This is a genomic window from Pseudescherichia sp. L3 (assembly GCF_024656065.1).
Classification (GTDB): Bacteria; Pseudomonadota; Gammaproteobacteria; order Enterobacterales; family Enterobacteriaceae; genus Pseudescherichia.
The window spans coordinates 457,009-480,891 of sequence record NZ_JANKYC010000002.1; the positions used below are offsets into that span (position 1 = coordinate 457,009).

22 protein-coding genes, 1 pseudogene and 1 other annotated feature are annotated in these 23,883 nt (G+C 58.5%); of the genes and pseudogenes, 6 read left to right on the plus strand and 17 right to left on the minus strand.

Features of this window, described 5'->3' with window-relative positions:
- The 4 genes and pseudogenes from thrA to yjjY form a co-directional block, all read right to left on the minus strand.
- On the minus strand, positions 1-2,463 hold the full coding sequence (gene thrA / locus NR795_RS13730) for a bifunctional aspartate kinase/homoserine dehydrogenase I (protein WP_257758519.1): 2,463 nt from the start codon (positions 2,461-2,463) through the stop codon (positions 1-3).
- Positions 2,464-2,487: 24 nt separating this feature from the next.
- Positions 2,488-2,608, minus strand: a sequence feature (Thr leader region).
- Positions 2,544-2,609: a thr operon leader peptide gene (gene thrL / locus NR795_RS13735; RefSeq protein ID WP_257758653.1), complete on the minus strand. Its 66-nt coding sequence runs from the start codon at positions 2,607-2,609 to the stop codon at positions 2,544-2,546. (Overlaps the previous feature by 65 nt.)
- A 211-nt stretch (positions 2,610-2,820) precedes the next feature.
- Entirely contained in the window at positions 2,821-3,507 is a 687-nt protein-coding gene (locus NR795_RS13740) for a tRNA/rRNA methyltransferase (RefSeq protein ID WP_144816263.1), read from the minus strand.
- Positions 3,508-3,906: 399 nt separating this feature from the next.
- A pseudogene (gene yjjY, locus NR795_RS13745) lies at positions 3,907-4,050 on the minus strand (protein YjjY).
- A 95-nt stretch (positions 4,051-4,145) separates the two neighbouring features.
- Here yjjY and arcA point away from each other — a divergent pair.
- Positions 4,146-4,862 carry a two-component system response regulator ArcA gene (gene arcA / locus NR795_RS13750; protein ID WP_144816265.1) on the plus strand — a complete coding sequence of 239 codons (717 nt, stop codon included), beginning with the start codon at positions 4,146-4,148 and terminating at the stop codon, positions 4,860-4,862.
- 56 nt (positions 4,863-4,918) lie between these two features.
- Here the strand turns inward: arcA and creA are convergent, their stop codons facing one another.
- Positions 4,919-5,389 carry a protein CreA gene (gene creA / locus NR795_RS13755; protein WP_144816267.1) on the minus strand — a complete coding sequence of 157 codons (471 nt, stop codon included), beginning with the start codon at positions 5,387-5,389 and terminating at the stop codon, positions 4,919-4,921.
- 210 nt (positions 5,390-5,599) lie between these two features.
- On the opposite strand from creA, the gene robA reads away from it, so the two are divergent.
- Positions 5,600-6,469 carry an MDR efflux pump AcrAB transcriptional activator RobA gene (robA, locus tag NR795_RS13760; RefSeq protein ID WP_144816269.1) on the plus strand — a complete coding sequence of 290 codons (870 nt, stop codon included), beginning with the start codon at positions 5,600-5,602 and terminating at the stop codon, positions 6,467-6,469.
- Here robA and gpmB read toward each other — a convergent pair.
- Positions 6,466-7,113 (minus strand): 2,3-diphosphoglycerate-dependent phosphoglycerate mutase GpmB, encoded by a 648-nt coding sequence (gene gpmB / locus NR795_RS13765; RefSeq protein WP_144816272.1) that lies wholly within the window; start codon positions 7,111-7,113, stop codon positions 6,466-6,468. The genes robA and gpmB overlap by 4 nt on opposite strands.
- 52 nt (positions 7,114-7,165) lie before the next feature.
- On the opposite strand from gpmB, the gene yjjX reads away from it, so the two are divergent.
- Positions 7,166-7,681 carry an inosine/xanthosine triphosphatase gene (gene yjjX / locus NR795_RS13770; RefSeq protein ID WP_257758520.1) on the plus strand — a complete coding sequence of 172 codons (516 nt, stop codon included), beginning with the start codon at positions 7,166-7,168 and terminating at the stop codon, positions 7,679-7,681.
- Here the strand turns inward: yjjX and trpR are convergent.
- Positions 7,678-8,001, minus strand: a complete 324-nt coding sequence (gene trpR, locus NR795_RS13775; RefSeq protein WP_042388219.1) for a trp operon repressor — start codon at positions 7,999-8,001, stop codon at positions 7,678-7,680. The two genes, yjjX and trpR, sit on opposite strands and share 4 nt — an antisense overlap.
- A 53-nt stretch (positions 8,002-8,054) precedes the next feature.
- Complete coding sequence (gene sltY / locus NR795_RS13780; RefSeq protein WP_374544358.1) at positions 8,055-10,037, minus strand: murein transglycosylase; 1,983 nt, start codon at positions 10,035-10,037, stop codon at positions 8,055-8,057.
- A 159-nt stretch (positions 10,038-10,196) separates the two neighbouring features.
- Here sltY and ettA point away from each other — a divergent pair, with 159 nt between their 5' ends.
- On the plus strand, positions 10,197-11,864 hold the full coding sequence (gene ettA, locus NR795_RS13785; RefSeq protein ID WP_144816281.1) for an energy-dependent translational throttle protein EttA: 1,668 nt from the start codon (positions 10,197-10,199) through the stop codon (positions 11,862-11,864).
- A gap of 31 nt (positions 11,865-11,895) precedes the next feature.
- On the opposite strand, the gene nadR is transcribed toward ettA, so the two are convergent.
- The 3 genes from nadR to serB are packed head-to-tail and all read right to left on the minus strand — an operon-like array spanning position 11,896 to position 15,528.
- Complete coding sequence (gene nadR, locus NR795_RS13790) at positions 11,896-13,128, minus strand: multifunctional transcriptional regulator/nicotinamide-nucleotide adenylyltransferase/ribosylnicotinamide kinase NadR (RefSeq protein WP_257758522.1); 1,233 nt, start codon at positions 13,126-13,128, stop codon at positions 11,896-11,898.
- 35 nt (positions 13,129-13,163) lie between these two features.
- Positions 13,164-14,546, minus strand: a complete 1,383-nt coding sequence (gene radA, locus NR795_RS13795; RefSeq protein ID WP_144816286.1) for a DNA repair protein RadA — start codon at positions 14,544-14,546, stop codon at positions 13,164-13,166.
- A 10-nt stretch (positions 14,547-14,556) separates the two neighbouring features.
- Positions 14,557-15,528 carry a phosphoserine phosphatase gene (gene serB / locus NR795_RS13800; RefSeq protein ID WP_257758523.1) on the minus strand — a complete coding sequence of 324 codons (972 nt, stop codon included), beginning with the start codon at positions 15,526-15,528 and terminating at the stop codon, positions 14,557-14,559.
- Positions 15,529-15,647: 119 nt separating this feature from the next.
- Here serB and NR795_RS13805 point away from each other — a divergent pair, with 119 nt between their 5' ends.
- Entirely contained in the window at positions 15,648-16,295 is a 648-nt protein-coding gene (locus NR795_RS13805) for a YtjB family periplasmic protein (RefSeq protein WP_144816291.1), read from the plus strand.
- Between the two features lie 65 nt (positions 16,296-16,360).
- On the plus strand, positions 16,361-17,377 hold the full coding sequence (gene lplA / locus NR795_RS13810) for a lipoate--protein ligase LplA (protein ID WP_222888859.1): 1,017 nt from the start codon (positions 16,361-16,363) through the stop codon (positions 17,375-17,377).
- A gap of 83 nt (positions 17,378-17,460) precedes the next feature.
- Here the strand turns inward: lplA and deoD are convergent, their stop codons facing one another.
- From deoD to NR795_RS13840, 6 genes are all read right to left on the minus strand, one after another.
- The gene (gene deoD / locus NR795_RS13815) at positions 17,461-18,180 is read right to left on the minus strand and encodes a purine-nucleoside phosphorylase (RefSeq protein ID WP_144816295.1); all 720 of its coding nucleotides are present in this window, start codon (positions 18,178-18,180) and stop codon (positions 17,461-17,463) included.
- Positions 18,181-18,282: 102 nt separating this feature from the next.
- Positions 18,283-19,506 carry a phosphopentomutase gene (gene deoB / locus NR795_RS13820; protein WP_144816297.1) on the minus strand — a complete coding sequence of 408 codons (1,224 nt, stop codon included), beginning with the start codon at positions 19,504-19,506 and terminating at the stop codon, positions 18,283-18,285.
- Positions 19,507-19,556: 50 nt separating this feature from the next.
- Positions 19,557-20,879 (minus strand): thymidine phosphorylase, encoded by a 1,323-nt coding sequence (deoA, locus tag NR795_RS13825; RefSeq protein ID WP_257758524.1) that lies wholly within the window; start codon positions 20,877-20,879, stop codon positions 19,557-19,559.
- Positions 20,880-20,972: 93 nt separating this feature from the next.
- Positions 20,973-21,752 (minus strand): deoxyribose-phosphate aldolase, encoded by a 780-nt coding sequence (gene deoC, locus NR795_RS13830; RefSeq protein ID WP_154058596.1) that lies wholly within the window; start codon positions 21,750-21,752, stop codon positions 20,973-20,975.
- Between the two features lie 285 nt (positions 21,753-22,037).
- Complete coding sequence (locus NR795_RS13835) at positions 22,038-22,811, minus strand: TatD family hydrolase (protein ID WP_257758525.1); 774 nt, start codon at positions 22,809-22,811, stop codon at positions 22,038-22,040.
- Complete coding sequence (locus tag NR795_RS13840) at positions 22,808-23,881, minus strand: patatin family protein (RefSeq protein ID WP_144816306.1); 1,074 nt, start codon at positions 23,879-23,881, stop codon at positions 22,808-22,810. The genes NR795_RS13835 and NR795_RS13840 overlap by 4 nt, the downstream gene beginning before the upstream one ends.
- Between the last annotated feature and the right edge of the window lie 2 nt (positions 23,882-23,883).

Genomic DNA, 23,883 nt, shown 5'->3' on the forward strand with positions numbered 1-23,883 from the left:
TTAAACTCCTAACTTCCATGAGAGGGTGCGCAGCAGATCGGCAAAAACGCCTGCCGCCGTCACATCGTTGCCCGCACCGTAACCGCGCAGCACCAGCGGCAGCGGTTGATAGTAGTGGCTGTAGAACGCCAGCGCGTTCTCACCGTTTTTCACTTTATAGAGCGGATCGTTGCCGTCTACCTCGGCGATTTTCACCCGGCAGACGCCATCCTCTTCAATATTCCCTACGTAGCGCAGCACGTTACCCTCATCGCGCGCCTTTGCCACCCGAGCGGCAAAGGCATCATCAAGCTGTGGCAGACGGGCCATAAAGCTGTTTACGTCGCCGCTGTCGTCAAAGCCTGCCGGCAGCACCGGCTCGATAACGATATCCGTCAGCTCCAGCTCGCGCCCCGTCTCGCGGGCGAGGATCAGCAGCTTGCGCGCTACGTCCATGCCGGAGAGATCGTCCCGCGGATCCGGCTCGGTATAGCCCAGATCCCGTGCGATCCCGGTCGCTTGCGAGAGGCTCATACCTTCGTCCAGCTTACCGAAAATAAAGGATAGCGATCCGGAAAGGATCCCGGAAAAACGCTGTAGCTCATCGCCCGCGTTGAGCAGGTTTTGCAGGTTTTCAATCACCGGCAGCCCTGCCCCAACGTTGGTGTCGTACAGGAACTTGCGGCGCGACCCGGCGGCGGCGTGGCGCAGCTGGTGGTAGTAGGCCATCGACGAGGTGTTGGCTTTCTTGTTCGGCGTCACCACGTGGAAGCCTTCGCGCAGGAAGTCGGCGTACTGATCGGCCATTGTCTGGTTGGACGTACAATCCACGATCACCGGATTGAGCAGATGGTACTCTTTAACCAGGCGGATCAGCCTGCCGAGGTTAAACGGCTCTTTCGCTTCTGCCAGCTCCGCCTGCCAGTTATCCAGGTTCAGGCCGTGCACGTTCGTCAGCAGCGCCTTTGAGTTCGCTACGCCGCAGACCCGCAGATCGATATGCTTGCCCTTCAGCCAGCTCTGCTGACGCTTGAGCTGCTCCAGCAGCGCGCCGCCGACGCCACCGACGCCAATCACGAACACCTCAATCACCTGGTCGGTGTTGAACAGCATCTGATGGGTAACGCGTACGCCGGTTGTGGCGTCGTCGTTGCTGACCACCACCGAGATGGAGCGTTCAGAGGAGCCCTGAGCAATCGCCACGATGTTGATATTGGCGCGGGCCAGCGCGGCGAAGAATTTAGCCGAGATGCCGCGCAGAGTACGCATGCCGTCGCCGACCACCGAGATAATCGCCAGCCGCTCCATGACCGCCAGCGGCTCCAGCAGCCCCTCTTTCAGCTCAAGGTAGAACTCATCCCCCAGCGTCCGGCGCGCACGGGCGCAGTCGGCCTGCGGCACGCAAAAGCTAATGCTGTACTCGGACGAGGACTGGGTAATCAGCACCACCGAGATCCCAGCCCGTGACATGGTGGCAAATACCCGCGCCGCCATCCCGACCATCCCTTTCATCCCGGGGCCGGAGACGCTGAACATCGCCATGTTATTGAGATTAGAAATCCCCTTAACCGGCAGGCCGTCGTCATCGGAAGTGGCACCGATCAGCGTACCGGGCGCCTGCGGGTTACCGGTATTTTTAATCAGGCAGGGGATCTGGAACTGGGCGATGGGGGTAATAGTGCGTGGGTGCAGCACCTTCGCGCCGAAGTAGGAGAGCTCCATCGCCTCCTGGTAAGACATGGATTTCAGCAGTCGGGCATCGGGCACCTGACGTGGGTCGCAGGTGTAGACACCGTCAACGTCGGTCCAGATCTCACAGCAGTCGGCGCGCAGGCAGGCGGCCAGCACGGCGGCAGAGTAGTCGGAGCCGTTGCGCCCCAGCACGACCAGCTCGCCCTTCTCATTGCCTGCGGTGAAGCCGGCCATCAGGATCATATGGTCTGCGGGGATCTGGCTGGCGGCGATGCGACGGGTGGATTCGGCGATATCCACGGTAGATTCGAGATAGTGGCCCACGGCGAGCAGTTTTTCTACCGGATCGATCACCGAGACCTTATGCCCCCTGGCTTCCAGTAGCCCGGCCATAATCGCAATCGAGAGCTTCTCCCCTCGGCAGATGATGGCGGCGTTGATGCTGTCCGGGCACTGGCCCAGCAGGGCAATCCCATGCAGAACGTGTTTGATTTGCGCGAGCTCGTGCTCAACCTGCTCTTTCAGCCGGGCAAGGGGGAAACCGGGCTGAACCTCGGCCAGGCCTGCAAGCAGGTCGGCAAAAATATGCTCTGCGTCGCTGATGTTGGGTACGGCATCCTGGCCCCCGATGGTCTTCTCAATCATCGCCACCAGGTGGTTGGTAATTTTGGCCGGGGCAGACAGCACGGTGGCAACCTGCCCCTGCCTGGCATTGCTCTCCAGAATCTCGGCAACACGCAGAAAACGTTCTGCATTTGCCACTGACGTACCGCCGAACTTCAACACTCGCATGGTATTACCCCTTGATTTTTGCTCGAAAAAAAAGCCCGCACTGTTCAGGTGCGGGCTTTTTTCTGTGTTTCCTGTACGCGTCAGCCCGCACCGTTACCTGTGGTAATGGTGGTGGTAATAATTGTCAGCGTGCTGATGCTATTCATGGATGTTGTGTGCTCTGTTATATTTATCTGTCTGTCTTGTATAGCTATACGGTTAAAGTATATCCCTGCCTGAGTCAATGAATTTTTGCTTTTTGCCCTTTTCATCGCCTGCGCAGGTCGCGCTGCGCTGACCGCACTTTCCTCCGCACTCTCACCGGATGAAAAAGCGATATCAGCATCTTTTACCATAATAAAAAACGATGACAGCGTTTTACTCTGCAAGTTTTTTTTCGATATCGTGCAGCAAACGGTGCAGCATCGCCGTGTCCCGCTGCTCAAACAGGCCCAGCCGCTGCTCCAGCCAGTCGGCTAATTTGACGTCATCCGCAACGCCCAGCGTCCCCAGTAGCGATCGTGCCCGCAGACGCAGCGCCTTGAGCTGCGCTTCACGCTGGACCACTACCGGTTCGCTGCGCTGTTGCATTAACGATGCTAACTGGTAACAGTAAACCATCACGGCCTGTCCAAGATTCAGCGAGGGATAATCGGCAACCATGGGAACCCCGGTGAGAATGTCAGCCAGGGCCAGCTCGTCATTGGTTAAACCCGAATCCTCCCGGCCAAACACCAGCGCGGCGCGGTCCATCCACTGGCTCTTCTCCTGCATTAGCGGCACCAGTTCAGCGGGCGTGGCGTAGTAGTGAAACTTTGCCCGGCTGCGGGCGGTAGTGGCCACCGTAAAATCGATATCGGTCAGGGCATCGGCGAGCGTCGGGAAAAACCGTGCGTTATCAATAATATCGCCAGAGCCATGGGCCACCCAGCGCGCGCTCTCCTGCCGGTGGGCTTCGCTGTCTACGATACGCAGATCGCTAAAGCCCATGGTCTTCATGGCCCGGGCCGCCGCGCCAACGTTTTCGGGCCTGGCGGGTGAAACGAGTACTATTGCTACATGCATGGGTTACTCTCTGGTGTGCCCGAGGACGGGCTAAAAAGGCAATCAACATCAAGTTATTACGCATCACAAATTTACAAAAACGTAACAGAAATCACTGAATTTGTGTCAGGTAAAGCTTAAAAATTACTACACTATTTACTGGGTTAATTAGCTGCCAGTATGTTAACAGAACAGGATTATCCCTCTGTAACGCATGGTAATCTACATGATGAGAACAATCCCTTGGTGGATTCAGCAAACTTATTAATTAAAGGCTGTAACTACCTGTTTATTGAAAAGATGTTATAAACGCTAGTAATAAGATGCGATGATTTCATCAAACTGTTAACGTGCTACAATTGAACTTGATATATGTCAACCAACCGTAGTTTTATTGGGTGTCCGGTGCGTCTTAACCTGTTATGTTGCTGTTAAAATGGGTAGGATGACAACCGTTTTTGACACTGTCGGGTCCAAAGGGAGTATGTACCCACGACCAAGCTAATGATGTTGTTGACGTTGATGGAAAGTGCATCAAGAACGCCATTTACGTACTTTAGTCATGTTACGCCGTTCATGTTAATTTGCGACATGCATCAGGCAGGTCAGGGACTTTTGTACTTCCTGTTTCGATTTAGTTGGCAATTTAGGTAGCAAACATGCAGACCCCGCACATTCTTATTGTTGAAGACGAGTTAGTTACTCGCAACACGCTGAAGAGCATTTTCGAAGCAGAAGGATACGATGTCTTTGAAGCGACTGATGGCGCTGAAATGCATCAGATTCTTTCTGATAACGATATCAACCTGGTGATCATGGATATCAACCTGCCGGGCAAAAACGGCCTGCTGCTGGCGCGTGAACTGCGCGAACAGGCAGACGTCGCCCTGATGTTCCTCACAGGCCGTGATAACGAAGTCGATAAGATCCTCGGCCTCGAGATTGGCGCGGATGATTACATCACCAAACCGTTTAACCCCCGCGAATTAACCATTCGCGCGCGCAACCTCCTCTCCCGTACCATGAACCTGGGCACGGTGAGCGAAGAGCGCCGCAGCGTTGACAGCTATAAATTCAACGGCTGGGAGCTGGATATCAACAGCCGCTCGCTGATTAGCCCGAACGGCGAGCAGTACAAACTGCCGCGCAGTGAGTTTCGCGCCATGCTGCACTTCTGCGAAAACCCAGGCAAGATCCAGACCCGCGCCGATCTGCTGAAGAAGATGACCGGTCGCGAGCTGAAGCCGCACGATCGTACCGTTGACGTGACTATCCGCCGTATTCGTAAACATTTCGAATCGACGCCGGATACGCCGGAGATCATCGCCACTATTCACGGCGAAGGCTACCGCTTCTGCGGCGATCTGCAGGAGTAAGGCTCAGTCACTGTAATGCCGGGCGGCACTGCGTCTGCCCGGCCTACGGTCACAAATTAATGCCACGGCATAATCGGCACGGCGCTTAGCGCGTTCTTCGGCGACCCTTCTACGACCTTATCGGAGTAGGCAAGGTAGGCCAGCGTGTTGCGCTTCGCGTCGTAGAAACGTACCACCTGCAACTTCTTGAAGACCAGTGAGGTACGTTTCTGGAACACCACCTCTCCCTGCGCTTTCCCGCCCTTCACCTTCTCACTCAGCTCAATCGGCCCTACCTGCTGACAGGAGATCGCGGCGTCGGAGGTATCCTCTGCCAGCCCTAATCCGCCCTTGATACCGCCAGTTTTCGCCCGGCTGATATAGCATGTCACGTTTTTAACATCGGGATCGTCGAAGGCTTCAACCACAATTTTATGATCCGGTCCGAAGACTTTAAAGACAGTATCAACCGACCCAATCTCTTCAGCCTGCGCAGCCTGGCCTACGAGACCTAGCGCGAAGAGTATTGCTAAGCACTTGTATTTCATATTGTTACCATATTTGAATATTACGTTATGTTACTATTTTTCCTGTACAGCTAAATACTTGCAATTCAATTGGTTAAGATTTTTTGCACTGCTCCTCGTTAAAAGCGCACGCTTACTCAAAAAAAACACTGAATGCTAAAATAGCAGGGAATGATATTATTCGCTCAGCTCCGCTGCTGAGTATGACCGTTTTAAGGATGAGGATACTGTATGGATCAGGCTGGGATTATTCGCGATCTACTTGACTGGCTGGAGGATCACCTCGATCAACCGCTGACTCTGAATAATGTGGCGATCAAGGCAGGTTATTCCAAGTGGCATCTGCAAAGAATGTTCAGGGATGTCACCGGCCGGGCAATTGGATCCTATATCCGCGCGCGGCGACTGTCGAAAGCCGCCGTGGCGCTGCGTCTGACCGCCCGCCCGATCCTCGATATTGCCCTGCAGTACCGTTTCGACTCCCAGCAGACCTTTACCCGTGCGTTTAAGAAACAGTTTGGCCTGACGCCCGCGCACTATCGCCGCTCTCCTGACTGGAGTGCGTCAGGCATTCGTCCCCCGCTGCATCTGGGTGAGTTCTCTCTGCCCAAACATGAGTTTATTACCCTACCCGAAACGCCGTTGATGGGGATCACCCAGAGTTATACCTGCTCGCTGGAAGAGATCTCCGCCTTCCGGCATGAGATGCGGATCCAGTTCTGGCGTGAGTTTTTAGGCAACTCGCCTGCCCTGCCCGCTGAGCTGTACGGTCTGCATGAGCCGCGTCCGAGCCTGGAGAAGGATGACGAGCAGGAGGTGCTCTACACCACAGCCGTCACGCCCGAGATGGCAAACGGCCATCTGCAAGGTGCTTTTCCTCTGCTGTTGCAGAGCGGCGAGTACGTGATGTTTACCTATGAAGGACCGGGCACCGGGCTCCAGCAGTTTATCTTAACGGTCTACGGCACCTGTATGCCGATGCTCAACCTCACCCGGCGCAGGGGACTGGATATCGAACGTTTCTTCCCACGTGATGAAGCCAGGAACCAGACACCACCGCTGTATCTTCGCTGCGAATATCTGATCCCTGTCCGGCGTTAACGCTGTAGCTCGTCCAGCGCGGGCGCATCCAGGTGCGAAACGTCACCCGCTGTCTCCACGACCCATCCTGAGGCTAGCCACGGGCTCTGCTGATAATCAATGCGCGAGATAGAGCAGTTGCGCAGCCGCAGCCGACGCTCCGCCCAGGCGGGCAGGCCAAGGATAGTGCTGACCAGACAGCCTAGCGCCATACCGTGACTAACCAGCAGCGGGCGGCTCCCTTCCGGCAGGTCGAGGCAGGTGGCCAGCACCGCATGCATACGATCGCTCAGCTCCTGCATCGACTCCCCGTCGGGAATACGACCATCGGAGGTGCCGTTGACCAGTTGACGACGCCACTGCTCCTCTTCCTCGGTCAACGACTCGATAGGACGCCGCTCCAGCACGCCCATATCCAGCTCGCGCAGGCGGGCATCCAGCGAAATCTCACACCCGCAGTAGTCGGCAATGATCTCTGCCGTGCGCTGCGTGCGCCCCAGATCGCTGGCGATAACGTGGGTGATCCCCAGCGCTTTTGCGCGTTCGGCCACCTGGCGTGCCTGCTGCTCCCCTTTGGCCGTCAGCGGACTGTCTGACTGACCCTGAATACGACGCTCGGCGTTCCACTGCGTTTCACCGTGGCGAACAAGGTATACCTGTAACATGCTTTTTATCCGTTATACTGCGATGAAATTTTTTATATGAGTTGTTTAGATTATGCACCATGTTATCTCAGCTACCACTAATCCCGCCAAAATTAAGGCGATTCTGCACGCGTTTAGCGAGATTTTCGGCGAAGGATCCTGCCATATCGAGTCCGTGGCCGTCGAGAGCGGCGTACCAGAACAGCCGCTTGGCAGCACAGAAACGCGGACTGGCGCACGTAACCGCGTGGAGAACGCCCGTCAGGCGTGGCCAAACGCCGACTTCTGGGTGGCCATTGAAGCAGGAATAGATGAGGACAGCACCTTTAGCTGGGTGGTGATAGAGAGCCGGGAGCAGCGCGGCGAAGCGCGTTCCGCCACCCTGCCACTGCCGGCGGCCATACTGAGCCGCGTGCGTGCCGGAGAGGCGCTCGGGCCGGTGATGTCAGAGGTCACCGGTATTGATGAGATTGGACGTAAAGAGGGGGCGATAGGCGTCTTCACCCACGGCGTGCTGACGCGGAGCAGCGTCTACCATCAGGCGGTGATCCTGGCCCTGAGCCCGTTTCACCATGCGGCGTACCGCTAGCCCTTCAGCAGCGCCTTCTCCAGCCACAGACGCAGCTCTGGCGGGGCGGCTTTCAGGCTGTTAGAGCCACGGGTAATCGTCGCGATGCCGGTGCCCAGCTCGTTTTTAAGCTCCCGCTGGCTCATTTCACCGCGCAGAAGCTCCTCAATAATGCGTACCCGCGTGCCCAGCGCTTCGCGCTCGTCGGGGGTCAGCATCAGATTAAGCAGCGGCAGGTGCAGATCCTGGTCATAGGCGTGCTGAAGCAGTTCGACGAAGCGCAACCACTCCTGATGACGCTGTTCGGCTACTTCTGCTGAATAAGGGGATTGCTGGGTCATGTTAGGCTGCCATACTCGTTGACGAGTACAACAGCATAACACAAACCGCCGGATCAGTAACGGCGGCCCCACTCCGTGGCGGTTAGCAGAGTCGGTTTCCCACCCAGGAAGTAGCGGTAATAGGCATCATAGGCCAGCACGTTTTTCACATAGCCCCGCGTCTCTGAGAAGGGAATGCTCTCCACAAACGCTACCGCGTCAATGCGTCCGGCGCTGTTGCCAAGCCAGGTCCGCACCCGTCCAGGCCCGGCGTTATAGGCCGCCGATGCAAAGATGCGGTTATTACCAAACTGGTTATAGACGTATTGCAGGTAGCTGGTGCCGATATCAATATTGGTTTGCGGATCCAGCAGCTGGGCAGGATCGCTGTAGCCCGCAATATTGAACATCTGCACCGTATGCGTTGCCGTGCCCGGCATCACCTGCATCAGACCGCTGGCGCCAACCGGTGAGCGCGCCTTCGGATTCCAGGCGCTCTCCTGGCGAGCAATCGCCATCGCATAGCTCTGGGGAATATCCTTGCCGCTGGTATAACGCTCAAAGAGATCGCGCCAGGCCAGCGGGAAGCGCTCCTGCAGCTGATCCCACAGCTTGCCAGCGATGGTCGCCTGCACGCCCAGATCCCACCACTGACGATCGTAGGCGTAGCGCGCCAGCTGGGCCTGCTCCTGCGGCGTGCGGCCGGTGACCAGGTTGGCCCACTCGCTGCGTGCGGTGTTATCAAGGCCCCAGAACATGAGCTCGCGTACCCGCGCCATCTCTGGACTCTGCACCAGCTGCGGATCCGGCGCGCCTGACGCCTTGTCGATCTTTAGCTGATACTCTTCGCCAAGGCGCTGCGCGGCAACCATGGGATAGAAGCCGCGCTTCTGCATCAGATCGTGCAGGATGGTATTGGCTTCCTCCTCCCGGCCGCGCTCCAGCAGCAGATCGGCCTGCCAGTAGCGCCACTCCTCTTTCTCTTTAGCCTCCATGGGCAGGCGGGCCAGCCAGGTATTGAGCCCCTGGCGATCGCCTGTACCTAACGCCAGTCGTACCCGGCGCTCTACCAGCGCCGTTGACTGGGAGCGCATAATGGCATCGTCGCGCCAGCGCGCCTGCTCCTCGGTGATGTCGTTGCCCATCAGCCGCCAGACAACGATATCCCGCAGCGCCTGGGTCTGCTCCTCGTTGAGCTGCTGCGCCGAGGCCAGCGATGGGATCATCAGGCGCGCGTTTTCGACATCCTGACGGGCGACGCTCTCAAACGCCTCCTGGACCATCTGCCGGGTAAAGTCGGTCGCGCCGGTGGTGCGCGCGAAGGTCAACACGCTGTTGGGATCGTTTGCCAGATCGATAATGGCGCTGGAGATGGTCTGGTATTCGCTGGGCATCTGGTTCGCCAGCAGGAGAACGAGGCGGGTATTGCCCGCTTTCATCGCCAGCCGGATGCGTTCGAGGAAGGCCAGCGGATCCTGCGTGCCGGAGGCGCGCCACGCGCCAAACAGCCGATCGCAGGCGTCAGGCTGGCTCTTTCCGGTCAGCCAGAGCGTCTTTGCCCCCTCCCACGCCGCGTCCGGCTGGGCGGTGTTCCATTTGGCGTAGTAGTAGTTGCACTGCGCTTCGGTGGTCGCGGGCTTGTCCGGGCTAAACGCCAGCAGGCCGCGCCAGTCCTCCCGGCGCGCCAGCTCGTTAACAAAGCGCGACTTCAGGTTGCGGGCGGAGGGCAGCGTCGGATTGGCCTGCACAAAGTTGCTCACCGCAACGGCCGGCTGGTTCATCAGATCGCTGTTGATCTGACGGTACTCCAGATAAGGATAGAGAGGATAGTCCTTGAGCTCGGGCATCAGCTGCGCCACGACGTCCATCTGCTTGTTGTCCCACGCCTGCTTGATTTGTGCATAGCGGTTTCGCTGCTCATCCAGTGAGTCAGCGCGTGCCAGGCCGCTTACCGTCAGCATGCAGCAGCCGACGACCAGCAGTCGCCAGGCGACAGGTTTAGCATTCACAGGCACTTTCTCCTTAGAAATAAATTTGTTGGCGCATAACCTCTTCATGCTAACCAGGCATAAGCTAATTCGCCACGCGCTGAACACTTTTTTACTTTTGGCCTGATTTAACACTCGTGACGCAGCTGGCTGGGATTGCACCCCAAAAACCGCTACACTCCGCACTTGAGTACCATTCACATTACGATAAAAGAGGCGAAGTCCAACGTGGCTCAATTCGTTTATACCATGCATCGTGTCGGCAAAGTGGTTCCGCCGAAACGTCATATTCTGAAAAATATCTCGCTGAGCTTCTTCCCGGGCGCAAAAATTGGCGTCCTCGGTCTCAACGGTGCGGGTAAGTCCACCCTGCTGCGCATTATGGCCGGCATCGATACCGACATCGAAGGTGAAGCCCGCCCGCAGCCCGGTCTGAAAATCGGCTACCTGCCGCAGGAGCCGAAGCTGAACCCAGAGCACACCGTGCGCGAATCCATTGAAGAAGCCGTGGCCGAGGTGGTTAACGCCCTGAAAGGCCTCGACGAGGTATACGCTAAGTACGCAGAGCCGGACGCTGACTTCGATAAGCTCGCGGCCCAGCAGGGCAAGTTTGAAGAGATCATCCAGGCCCACGACGGCCACAACCTGAACGTGCAGCTGGAGCGCGCCGCTGATGCCCTGCGTCTGCCGGATTGGGATGCAAAAGTTGAGAAGCTCTCCGGGGGTGAACGCCGCCGCGTGGCGCTGTGCCGCCTGCTGCTGGAAAAACCAGACATGCTGCTGCTCGACGAACCGACCAACCACCTGGACGCCGAGTCCGTAGCCTGGCTGGAACGCTTCCTGCACGACTTCGAAGGCACCGTGGTGGCCATTACCCACGACCGTTACTTCCTCGATAACGTTGCCGGTTGGATCCTTGAGCTTGACCGTGGTGAAGGCATTCCGTGGGAGGGTAACTACTCCTCCTGGCTGGAGCAGAAAGATCAGCGTCTGGCCCAGGAAGCCTCTCAGGAAGCGGCCCGCCGTAAATCCATTGAGAAAGAGCTGGAGTGGGTGCGTCAGGGTGCCAAAGGCCGTCAGTCCAAGGGCAAAGCCCGTCTGGCCCGCTTTGAAGAGCTGAACAACACCGAATACCAGAAACGTAACGAAACCAACGAACTGTTTATTCCGCCTGGCGCACGTCTGGGGGATAAAGTCGTTGAGGTGAGCAACCTGCGTAAATCCTACGGCGACCGCGTGCTGATCGACGATCTGAGCTTCTCGGTACCGAAAGGGGCTATCGTTGGCATCATCGGCCCGAACGGCGCGGGTAAATCTACCCTGTTCCGCATGATGTCCGGTCAGGAACAGCCTGACAGCGGCACCATCACCCTGGGTGAAACCGTTAAGCTGGCCTCCGTGGATCAGTTCCGTGACGCCATGGATAACAGCAAAACCGTGTGGGAAGAAGTGTCTGGCGGGCTGGATATCATGAAGATCGGCAACACCGAGATGCCAAGCCGCGCCTACGTGGGCCGCTTTAACTTCAAAGGTGTCGATCAGGGCAAACGCGTAGGCGAACTGTCCGGCGGTGAGCGTGGCCGTCTGCACCTGGCCAAGCTGCTGCAGGTTGGCGGTAACGTGCTGCTGCTCGATGAACCGACCAACGACCTGGATATCGAAACCCTGCGCGCGCTGGAAAACGCCATGCTGGAGTTCCCGGGCTGTGCGATGGTGATCTCGCACGACCGTTGGTTCCTCGACCGTATCGCTACCCACATTCTGGACTACCAGGACGAAGGTAAAGTGGAGTTCTTCGAAGGTAACTTCACCGAGTACGAAGAGTACAAGAAACGCACTCTCGGCGCAGATGCGCTGGAGCCGAAGCGTATCAAGTACAAACGTATCGCCAAGTAATGATAGCGGCCTTCCTCGGAAGGCCGTTTTTTTATCCCTGCTCGCCCATCATCTCTTTCACCAGCTCCACGCAGCGCAGAAAACGCCCGTCGTAGTCTGACTCTTCGACGTGGATAAAGTCGATCCCATTGTCGTTAAGCATTGAGACCAGCATGCTCTGGAAGGTTTTGCGATCCACCGAGCTGCCGAGACTGCGCAGGCCGTCGGCGACCCACGGGGTATTGTTCTCCAGCAGGATCACCAGATCGAAGCGGTACTCGTCGATCAGCGCCTGCACGAACGGGTGCTCGCGCCCCTCATACTTTTTGCAGAACGCCTGAGTGGTCACGAAATCGGTATCGATAAAGGCCACCTTGTTGGCGTACTTCACCGCAAAGTCGATGTACTGGGCCTGGCCGAGGGCGATCTTGTCGTAGTCGGAGTACTGGAGGGCCATCTCATCACCGCCAAGATGGGAGAAGACGTAGTCGCGCCCGTACTCCCATGCGCTGGTGGTATTGAAGATGTTGGCGAGCTTATTCACCAGCGTCGACTTGCCGCTCGACTCGCCGCCGAGAATGGCCACCGTGCGTACAAAGAACGGCTTCACCTCGGTGGGAATGTACTCCCAGTAGCGGAACGGGTTAGCGCGGATCTGCCCGCCGCTGATATTCATAAAGGTACGTTTGGGATCGATCAGCACCGTCTCGATGTCGAGATGTTTCTCATACTGCTCGGCATCCGCCTCTTCGGAGGTGTAGATCCAGTTGGGCTGGATCCCCTTCTCATCCATAAAGGCTTTGATCCCTTTACTCCACACGTCCCAGCCGTGCGGGTAGGGCTCCATCCCCTCTTCGTTAAAGGCGTGGATGCGGATATTCTTTTGATATTTGAAGGTCTGTAGCAGCCAGCGCAGGCGGTCGGACACCGTGGGCTGCTGGGACATGGCGCTCTCCTCAAACAGCGCCCGGTCGCGGGTCTCATCATAGCCCATGATGACATGCAGCTCATCTACCTGGCTGCAGGCACGCTGCAGCAGATAGATATGGCCGGTGTGCAGCGGGTAAAACTTGCCAAACACCACGCCGATATTTTTCTGCTGCCGGGGAAACGCCAGTCCGAGGAAGCGGTGCAGCGCCTCCAGCTTCTGTGCGCTGGGGCTTTTGATCTTGGCGTTGAGCAGCTGGCTTAGGTAGCCCTTGGTCATGCCGCTCGCCTCCGCCACCTGCTGTAATGTGCAGCCCTTCTGGCGGATGGCGGTTTTCAGATAGTCAAATGACGACATAAATTACGGTGCCTCCTGCAAAATCGTAGTGGTAATTATAAGTCGTCAAAGACGCTTAGCGCATCGGCCAATTTTTTCACGCCAAACACCTGCATCCCGGCCGGTGGTTTTTTTGGTACGTTGGCGGCAGGGACGATAGCCCGTTTGAAGCCGTGCTTCGCCGCCTCGGCGATACGCTCCTGGCCGCTCGGCACCGGACGGATCTCCCCGGCCAGCCCTACTTCGCCAAACACCACCAGATCGTCCGGCAGCGGGCGGTCGCGCAGGCTGGAGACCATCGCCAGCAGCAGCGCCAGGTCGGCGCTGGTCTCGGTGACCTTCACCCCGCCGACGACGTTCACAAACACATCCTGATCTGACATTTGCAGCCCGCCGTGGCGATGCAGCACCGCCAGCAGGATCGCCAGCCGGTTCTGCTCCAGACCCACCGCCACGCGGCGCGGGTTGGCCATCATCGACTGATCCACCAGGGCCTGGATCTCCACCAGCAGCGGACGGGTGCCCTCCCAGACTACCATTACCGAGCTGCCAGAGGTGACTTCGTCGCCCCGGCTGAGGAAGATGGCCGACGGGTTGCTGACCTCGCGCAGGCCCTGCTCGGTCATGGCAAAGACGCCCAGCTCGTTCACCGCACCGAAGCGGTTTTTGTGGCTGCGCAGGGTACGGAAGCGCGAGTCGGCGTCGCCGTCCAGCAGCACCGAACAGTCGATACAGTGCTCCAGCACCTTCGGCCCCGCCAGCGAGCCATCTTTGGTAACGTGACCCACCATCACGATGGCGACGCCGCGCGTCTTGGCGAAGCGCGTCAGGTAGGCCGCCGTCTCACGCACCTGGGCCACGCTGCCCGGCGACGACTGGATATCCGCCATGTGCATCACCTGGATCGAGTCGATGACCATCAGCTTCGGCAGCTCTTCGTCAGCAATCATGCAGATCTGCTCGATGCTGGTTTCAGAGAGCATGTTCAGGTTAGCGGTCGGCAGCCCCAGCCGATGGGCGCGCATCGCCACCTGCTGGAGTGACTCCTCGCCGGTGACGTACAGCGTCTTCATGTTTTCGGAGAGCTTGCACAGGGTTTGCAGCAGCAGCGTCGACTTGCCTGCCCCAGGGTTACCGCCGATCAGGATCGCGCTGCCCGGCACGACGCCACCGCCCAGCACGCGGTCAAACTCTTTAAAGCCGGTAGAGAAGCGCGGCAGCTCTTCCAGGCTAATCTCTGACAGCTTCTGCACCTTCGACACGCCTGCGTTACCGGCATAGCCGCTCAGTCGTTCGTTGCGCGCAACCGTCGGAGACGCCGCAACGCGCACCTCGGTGATGGTGTTCCATGCCTGACAGGCGCTGCACTGCCCCTGCCAGCGCGGATAATCCGCACCGCACTCATTACAGACAAATGCGCGTTTTGGAGCTTTCGCCACGTTTACCTCGTTAGTTCTGGTTCAGGCTGCCCGACAGGATACAGAAAACGCCCATCAGGTCAGCGTGACGGATAGTGACTTCCGTCTTCTCATTCACTTTGGGTTTCGCGTGATAGGCGATCCCCAGCCCTGCCGCTTTGATCATCGGCAGATCGTTAGCCCCGTCGCCGATCGCGACGGTTTGCTCCAGCGGGATATCGTACTCCTGCGCCAGGCGCAGCAGCGTGGCCGCCTTGTACTGCGCATCCACAATGTCACCCACCACGTGGCCGGTCAGCTTGCCATCGACAATCTCCAGCTCGTTCGCCACGGCAGCGGTCAGGTGCAGCCTGTCGCGCAGGTAGTCGGCAAAGAAGGTAAAGCCGCCAGAGGCGATAGCCACCTTCCAGCCCAGGGTCTCCAGCTTCAGCACCAGCTGGGTCAGGCCCGGCATCAGCGGCAGGCCGTCGCGTACCTGGTGCAGGATGCTGGCATCGGCCCCCTGAAGGGTGCCGACGCGGCTGCGCAGGCTGGCGGTAAAGTCCAGCTCGCCGCGCATCGCCCGCTCGGTCACCTCGGCGACCCTCTCACCGGTGCCCGCCAGTTTGGCGATCTCATCGATGCACTCGATCTGGATCGCGGTGGAGTCCATGTCCATCACCAGCAGGCCCGGCGTGCGCAGGTGTGGGATCTTACCCAGCGGCGCAACGTCCAGACCGGCCTCGTGCGCCAGACGCGTCGCCCGCGGCGTCAGCGATCCGGCCAGGCGGATCACCTGGTAATCCTCGACGCACCAGGCCGCGACGATCACCATCGCCGCGCCAAGGGAGCGCTGATACGCCGTCAGCCGCTGTTTATCCAGGCTGCGGCCATAGAGCAGCCAGCCGCTGCGACCCGCGTGATAATCGAGCGGCATCACCTCGTCGCCGCTTAAAGAGAGCGGCAGCCTAGGCCACTGAGAAACGGCTTCGGGCAGGTCGCGCCAGGTTAAACTGTTAGACATTAAAGCTCCTGTAAAAACACGTGCGGCCAAACGCATCCGGGTAAAAATAACGCATGAGGCTACCCTGTAATCATCGCTTCTGGCAACATGCTAACCTCAAATTTTCATCAGGTAAGAATATGGCCCGCGCAAAACTGAGATTCCGGCTGCATCGCGCTGTAATTGTGCTCATCTGTCTCGCCCTGCTGGTGGCGCTGATGCAGGGGGCATCGTGGTTTAGCCAGAGCCACCAGCGGGCGCGTAACCCGCAGTTTGAAGAGCTGGCCCGTACCCTGGCGCACCAGGTGACCCTGAACCTCACGCCGCTGATGCGCAGCGAAACGCCGGACGAGAAGCCGATTAGCGCGCTGCTGCGCCAGCTCACCGAAGGGAGCCGCATTCTTGACGCAGGCGTCTACGATGAGCAGGGCGATCTGATTGCACGTTCAGGAGAGAGCGTCGACGTCCGCGACCGTTTGGCGCTGGACGGAAAAAAAGCCGGCGGCTACTTCAACCAGCAGATTGTTGAACCCATACAGGGGAAAAATGGCCCGCTCGGCTACCTGCGTCTGACCCTCGACACCCATACCCTACCGACCGAAGCAAAACAGGTCGATAATACCACAAATATCCTCCGCCTGATGCTGCTCCTGTCGCTGGCGATTGGCGTGGTGCTGACCCGTACGCTGCTGCAGGGCAAGCGAACCCGCTGGCAGCAGTCACCCTTCCTGCTCACCGCCAGCCGGTCGGTACCGGAAGAGGAAGAGAGCGAGAAACGCGAGCCGTAGGCCGGGTATGCATACGCGCCGCTTTGTCGTTAATATGGGGACAAATAAAGAAAAGGAAAGCTGCCATGTCCACATTACGTCTGCTTATCTCTGATTCGTACGATCCCTGGTTTAACCTGGCGGTAGAGGAGTCTATCTTCCGTCAGATGCCCGCCACCCAGCGCGTGCTCTTTCTGTGGCGCAACGCCGATACGGTGGTGATTGGCCGGGCGCAAAACCCGTGGAAAGAGTGCAATACCCGGCGCATGGAGGAGGATAACGTCCGCCTCGCCCGGCGCAGCAGCGGCGGCGGCGCGGTGTTTCACGATCTTGGCAATACCTGCTTTACCTTTATGGCGGGGAAGCCGGAGTATGACAAAACCATCTCTACCCACATTGTGCTCAACGCCCTCAACGCCCTGGGCGTAGCGGCGGAAGCCTCAGGACGTAACGATCTGGTGGTCAAAACGGCGGAGGGCGATCGCAAAGTCTCCGGTTCGGCCTATCGCGAGACCCCGGATCGTGGCTTCCACCACGGAACGCTGCTGCTTAATGCCGATCTGAGCCGGCTGGCGAACTACCTTAACCCTGATAAGAAAAAGCTCCAGGCCAAGGGCATTACCTCGGTGCGCGGGCGGGTGGCGAACCTGGTCGATCTGCTGCCGGGTATCACCCATGAGGCGATCTGCGCCGCGGTCACCGAGGCCTTTTTTGCCCACTACGGCGAACGTGTCGCGGCGGAGATTATCTCTCCGGACAAGACGCCGGATCTGCCGAACTTTGCCGACACCTTTGCCCGCCAGAGCAGCTGGGAGTGGAACTTTGGTCAGGCCCCCTCGTTCAGCCATCTGCTGGATGAGCGCTTCACCTGGGGTGGGGTTGAGCTGCATTTCGACGTCGAGCGAGGACATATCACGCGCGCGCAGATCTTTACCGACAGCCTAAACCCGGCACCGCTGGAAGCGCTGGCGGCGAGTCTGCAGGGCTGCCCTTATCGTGCGGCCAGGCTGCAGCAGGCGTGCGATGCGCTAATAGGGGATTTTCCCGAGCAGGAGAGAGAGCTGCGGGAGCTAGCGGAATGGATGGGTAACGCGGTCAGATAACGGAAACGCCCGGTGGCGCTACGCTTACCGGGCCTACAGGTTTCGCAGGCCCGTCCAGCACAGCGCGCCGGGCAAGAGCAAACTTACTCTTTGTCGCCCAGCAGTACGGACTCCAGCGCGATCTTAATCATATCGTTGAAGGTCGTCTGACGTTCGGCAGCGGTAGTCTGCTCGTGAGTACGAATATGGTCGGAGACGGTGCAGATAGTCAGCGCTTTCGCACCGAACTCTGCCGCTACGCCGTAGATCCCTGCCGCTTCCATCTCCACGCCGAGAATGCCATATTTTTCCATGACGTCGAACATGGTCGGATCCGGCGTATAGAAGAGATCGGCAGAGAAGATGTTGCCGACGCGGGCGTCAACGCCCAGTGCTTTAGCCGCGTCTACCGCGTTGCGCACCATGTCAAAGTCGGCAATCGCCGCAAAGTCATGATCCTTAAAGCGCAGACGGTTCACCTTAGAGTCGGTGCAGGCACCCATGCCGATCACCACGTCACGCAGCTTAACGTCAGCGCGTACCGCGCCGCAGGAGCCTACGCGGATGATCTTTTTCACGCCAAAATCGGTGATCAGCTCTTTGGTATAGATAGAGCAGGACGGAATACCCATCCCGTGACCCATCACCGAGATTTTACGGCCTTTGTAGGTGCCGGTGTAGCCCAGCATCCCGCGCACGTTGTTTACTTCGCGCACGTCTTCAAAGAAGGTTTCCGCGATATGTTTGGCACGCAGCGGATCGCCCGGCATCAGCACAACGTCAGCAAAATCGCCCATCTCGGCGTTAATGTGTGGGGTAGCCATTTTCATTCCTTTTTTTACATTTTTGCACCGGATGGCGGCTACGCCTTATCCGGCCTACAGGATACGTACGCCCGGCAAGCGCAGCGCTGCCGGGCAAAAGCATTACAGCATATTTTTGCCATATTCCATTGGCGACGTACCGAAATACGATGCCAGCGTCTGGCCGATATCCGCGAAGGTGTCACGGTGGCCCAGCGAGCCAGGCTTGACGTTCGGGCCGTAGATCAGCACCGGGATATGCTCGCGGGTGTGGTCTGTACCGGTCCAGGTCGGGTCGCAGCCGTGGTCGGCGGTGAAGATAATGATGTCCCCCTCTTCCACCAGCGCTAACAGCTCCGGCAGGCGACGGTCGAACAGCTCAAGGCCGCCCGCGTAGCCTGATACATCCCGGCGATGCCCCCAGGAGGAGTCGAAGTCAACGAAGTTGGTAAACACGATGGTGTTATCCCCTGCTTCCTTCATCTCTTTCACGGTGGCGTCAAACAGCGCGTCCAGGCCGGTAGCTTTCACTTTTTTAGTGATACCGACGTGGGCATAGATATCGGCGATTTTGCCTACCGATACCACCTGGCCATCTTTCTCTTCTACCAGCTTCTGCAGAACGGTCGGAGCCGGCGGCTCTACCGCCAGATCGTGACGGTTACCAGTACGCTGGAAGTGACCTGCTTTGTCGCCAACAAACGGACGCGCAATCACGCGGCCGATGTTGTAGCCGCCTTCGGTCAGCTCTTCACGGGCAATTTCGCACAGCTCGTAGAGTTTATCCAGGCCATAGGTCTCTTCATGGCAGGCGATCTGGAACACCGAGTCCGCAGAGGTGTAGAAAATCGGCTTGCCGGTTTTCATATGCTCTTCACCGAGCTGATCCAGAATCACCGTCCCGGAGGAGTGGCAGTTGCCCAGATAGCCCGGCAGCCCGGCGCGCTCTACCAGCTTGTCGAGCAGCTCCTGTGGGAAGCTGTTCTCGGTGTCGGAAAAGTAGCCCCAGTCAAAGAGAACCGGCACGCCGGCAATCTCCCAGTGGCCCGACGGCGTATCTTTCCCGGAAGAGAGCTCATGCGCCCAGGCGTAAGCGCCAGCGATCTCTGCGTTACCGTCCATCCCCGCAGGAATAGTGCCGGTTGAGCCTTCATGCGCCTTCGCCAGGCCCAGACGGGTTAAATTAGGCAGGTTCAGCGGGCCCTGACGGCCGGTGTTAGCTTCGCCTTTGGCACAGGCTTCGGCAATATGGCCGAGCGTATCAGAGCCTGCATCACCAAAACGGTCCGCATCTTCGGTAGCGCCGATGCCGAAAGAGTCCAGCACCATAATAAATGCACGTTTCATATTTTCTCCGTACTAGTGCTTCAAATTAAGTCGATCAGATCAGTATACAGCTATTCAGTAATACGACGATAGACGGTTGGCGTGGTTTCGGGAGCTTGATCGTCTAACGTGACGGCGGACTTCACGGCTTTCGCCGCTTCCTGCCAGCTGGCCTCGTCTTTGGCGTGGATCACCGCCAGCGGTCGCTGGCCGTCAATGCTGTCTCCCAGACGCGCCATATCGGTAAAGCCGACGCTGTAGTCGATGCTGTCAGAAGCCTGGCGACGACCGCCGCCCATCGACACCACCGCCATGCCCAGCGCACGGGTATCCATCGCCGAGACAAACCCTTCGGTATCGGCGTAGACCGCCTTGCTAAGCGTCGCCGTCGGCAGGTATTTTGCGTAGTTTTCTACGAAGTCAGCGGGGCCTTTTTGCGCAGCCACCATCCGGCCAAAGATCTCTGCCGCTTTGCCGTTGTCCAGCACCGCCTGCAGCTGCTGGCGGGCATCGGCGTCGTCGCGGGCAAGCTTGCCGGAGATGAGCATCTCCACGCACAGCGCCATGGTGACGTCGAGCAGGCGCGGGTTGCGGTATTCACCGGTCAGGAACTGCACCGCCTCGCGCACTTCCACCGCGTTACCGGCGCTGGAGGCCAGGACCTGGTTCATATCGGTCAGCAGAGCCGTAGTACGTACGCCTGCGCCGTTGGCAACGCCAACGATGGCTTCGGCCAGTGCTTCAGACAGTTCATAGGTCGGCATAAACGCCCCACTGCCCACTTTCACATCCATTACCAGCGCATCCAGCCCTTCCGCCAGCTTTTTCGCCAGAATAGAGGCGGTGATCAGCGGAATAGAGTCAACCGTGGCGGTAATATCGCGGGTGGCGTAAAAGCGCTTGTCCGCCGGGGCGAGGGAGCTGGTCTGGCCGATAATCGCGACGCCGACGTCCTTAATAATGTCCCGGAAGCGGCTATCGCTTGGGAAGATGTCAAAGCCGGGGATGGCTTCCAGCTTGTCGAGGGTGCCGCCGGTGTGGCCCAGACCGCGTCCGGAGATCATTGGCACGTAGCCGCCACAGGCTGCCACCATCGGGCCGAGCATCAGGGAGGTTACATCGCCCACGCCGCCGGTAGAGTGCTTATCGACAATCGGGCCGTTCAGGCTGAGGCTTTTCCAGTCCAGCACCGTACCCGAGTCGCGCATCGCCATGGTCAGAGAGACGCGCTCCGGCATTGCCATGTCATGGAAAAAGATGGTCATCGCCAGCGCGGCGATCTGACCTTCTGAAATGGTGTTATCACGAATGCCGTTGATAAAAAAGCGGATCTCTTCGTCGCTGAGGGCGTGGCCATCGCGTTTTTTTCGAATGATTTCTTGAGCGAGAAACAAGGTAACCCCCTTGATGAGCTGGCGCGGAGGCCATCAGCATATGCCCGATGGCGCTCCGCTTATCGGGCCTACGAGGAGACCCAACGGTATTGATTAATAGCTGCTTGCGCTTTTGCCGTCGCCGTGGCCGAGGGCCTTCAGCAGGCTCGCCAGCAGGCTGGACGCGCCAAAGCGGTAGTGGCGTGAGTCAGCCCACTCTGCGCCGAACAGCTGGTCGGCAATGGCCAGGAACTGCGCGGCGTCTTCCGCCGTACGCACGCCGCCCGCCGGTTTAAAGCCCACGGTTTTCTCTACGCCCAGGTCGCGAATGGTTTCCAGCATAATGCGCGCGCTCTCCGGGGTAGCGTTTACCGGCACCTTACCGGTGGAGGTTTTAATAAAGTCCGCGCCTGCTTTGATAGCGATTTCGGAAGCTTTACGGATCAGGGCCTCCTCTTTCAGCTCGCCGGTTTCGATAATGACCTTCAGCAACACGTTGGCTTCTGCACAGGCGGCTTTACAGGCCTGAACCAGATCGAAACCGATCTGCTCATTGCCGGCGATCAGCGCCCGATACGGGAACACCACGTCCACTTCGTCCGCGCCGTAGGCAATGGCCGCGCGCGTCTCTGCCAGGGCGATCTCAACATCGTCATTGCCGTGCGGGAAGTTCGTCACCGTAGCAATGCGGATCTCCGGCGTGCCCTGCTCTTTCAGCGTTTTACGCGCAATCGGAATAAAACGCGGGTAGATGCAGATGGCGGCGGTGTTACCTACCGGGGTTTTCGCCTGATGGCACAGGGCGATGACTTTCGCATCGGTGTCATCATCGTTCAGGGTGGTCAAATCCATCAGTTGCAATGCGCGCAGGCTGCTTGCAGTTAAATCAGTCATAACACTCTCCAGAAGCTGAAGACGGCGTTTGCCGGTTCATTGTTTAACCGGGCGGGTCTGTTACTATTCTAACATCCTCCCGCCACGACACTTCGATGCACATCACATTTAATGAAAACGTCATGCAAAGTTGCACAATATCAATGTGAGATACATCACTGTTTAAGCCGTTCATTGCGGCGATACCCGGAACGGCCGGCATGTTAGAATTCTAACATAACAGCACCGTTAAGCGCGACATATCGGCGTAATATCGCTCCAAGCGGGAGAGAAATGATAAAATTTTCACATAAACGTTTGATGCGTATTATCAAGAAGCGTAGCAGCTATCTCGTCAGGGGATTCCGGACGCAGCTCACAGAGTGTGCTAAAGACGCGGGCGGCCTGCTCGGGGCGATTGGGGTGCCCCTGGAAACCGTTGAGCGGCATATCCGGGGCATCGGTCTCCAGCAGTAGAGAGGAGAGCGGCAGGCGGGCGATAACGTCGCGGGTTTTACTCGCCCGCGGATAGGTGATCGTGCCCCCGACGCCAATTCGGTAGCCCATCTCAACAAAGCGCTGGGCCTGTTGCAGGCTACCCGCAAAGCCGTGTACGACGCCGGTACGCGGCAGGCTATGACGCTTGAGGTGCATCGCTAGCTTGTCATGGGTGCGTCGGGAGTGAAGGATCACTGGCAGATCGTACTGCTTTGCCAGCCGCAGCTGCGCATCAAGGATCTGCTCCTGCTTATCAAACTGCGGATCTTGCCGATAGAGATCCAGCCCAATCTCGCCTATCGCCACCAGCCGGGTAGGCCGGGCGGCCAGCTGCTCGGCCAGTCTGTCAATGCAGGCTGGCGTATGGTTTTCTATCACGATCGGGTGGAGTCCCAGCGCGGCATAGACGGCGTCAAATCGCTCTGCCAGCGCCAGCACGCGGGAAAAATTTGCCGCTTCGGTGGCGGGCACGATAATCGCCTCAACGCCCGCTGCTCTGGCCTGAGCCAGGCTCTGCGCCTCCTCGCCGGTAAAGGGCGGAAAGTCAAAGTGACAGTGGGTATCGATAAAGCGTTGCGTCATGCCGAATTCTCGTTGCTAAAGGTCGTATCGTTGGCCTGCGGCGCGTCGACCAGCGTAGTGGTCAGCGCATCGTTTGCCACTACCGCAGGCGGCACCACTACCGTCGCCGGGGTAATAATTCTTGGCGCATGGCGCAGCAGCGGCGGCTCGTCTACCAGCAGCTTGCCAACGGTGGCGAGGAAGTAACGACCGCACAGCCGCCCCATCTTGTAATCATCACGCAGCGCGGGCAGGCGACTGCCGAGGGCCATGCTCTTTAGCAGGCGCGGCGGATAGATCTCAAAGATCCGCAGCTTGCCGGGGGGCTTCTCAATAAACTGCTGGATCGCATGATAGCTGTTCTCATGGTGGTGAACCAGGTTGACGAAAGGCTGCAAGCTGCCCTCGCCCAGCCAGCGCTCCATGCGCTTGAACCACTGCGGTGTGTAGTACATCTGCGACGGCACGGTGCGGATCACCACGATGGTTTTCGCCCCCCGCTTTGCCGCCTCCTGCACCGGAATGGCGTCGCTAATGCCGCCGTCGAGATAGTTAATTCCGTCCAGCATCACGCCGCTGCGGTAAAAGCCGGGGATAGCGCTGGTGGCGCGGATCAGATCCATCCAGGTTTGACTGGTCGGCGAGAAGTAGCCTGGGGTGTAGTCATCGCCGCGGCAGGCGCACATATAGAACAGCTTGCCGACGTCAAACAGGCGGGCAGCGGTATCCATCGCCAGCGGCATATCTCTGGCCGTAGACTCTACCAGCCAGTCGAGATCGATCAGGTTGCCGCCGCGCACAAAGCGCACCGGATTGAAGAATTCACGGGAAGTGGTGTAGCGCATGATGACCTTGCGCGCGTAACCGGGCTGATTACAGAGGTAGGCCGAGATATTTTGTGCTCCGGCAGAGGTGCCGAAGAAGAGTTCAAAGGGATTGAATTGCGCGCGCATGAATTCGTCCAGCACGCCGGCAGTAAAAATGCCTCGTTGACCGCCGCCTTCACACACTAAGGCGAGTCGTCCCGGGCGAAAGGATCTCAACGCCAGCGGCGCTATATTGCCGAGCGTAACGGGAATTCGCTGCCCCACCC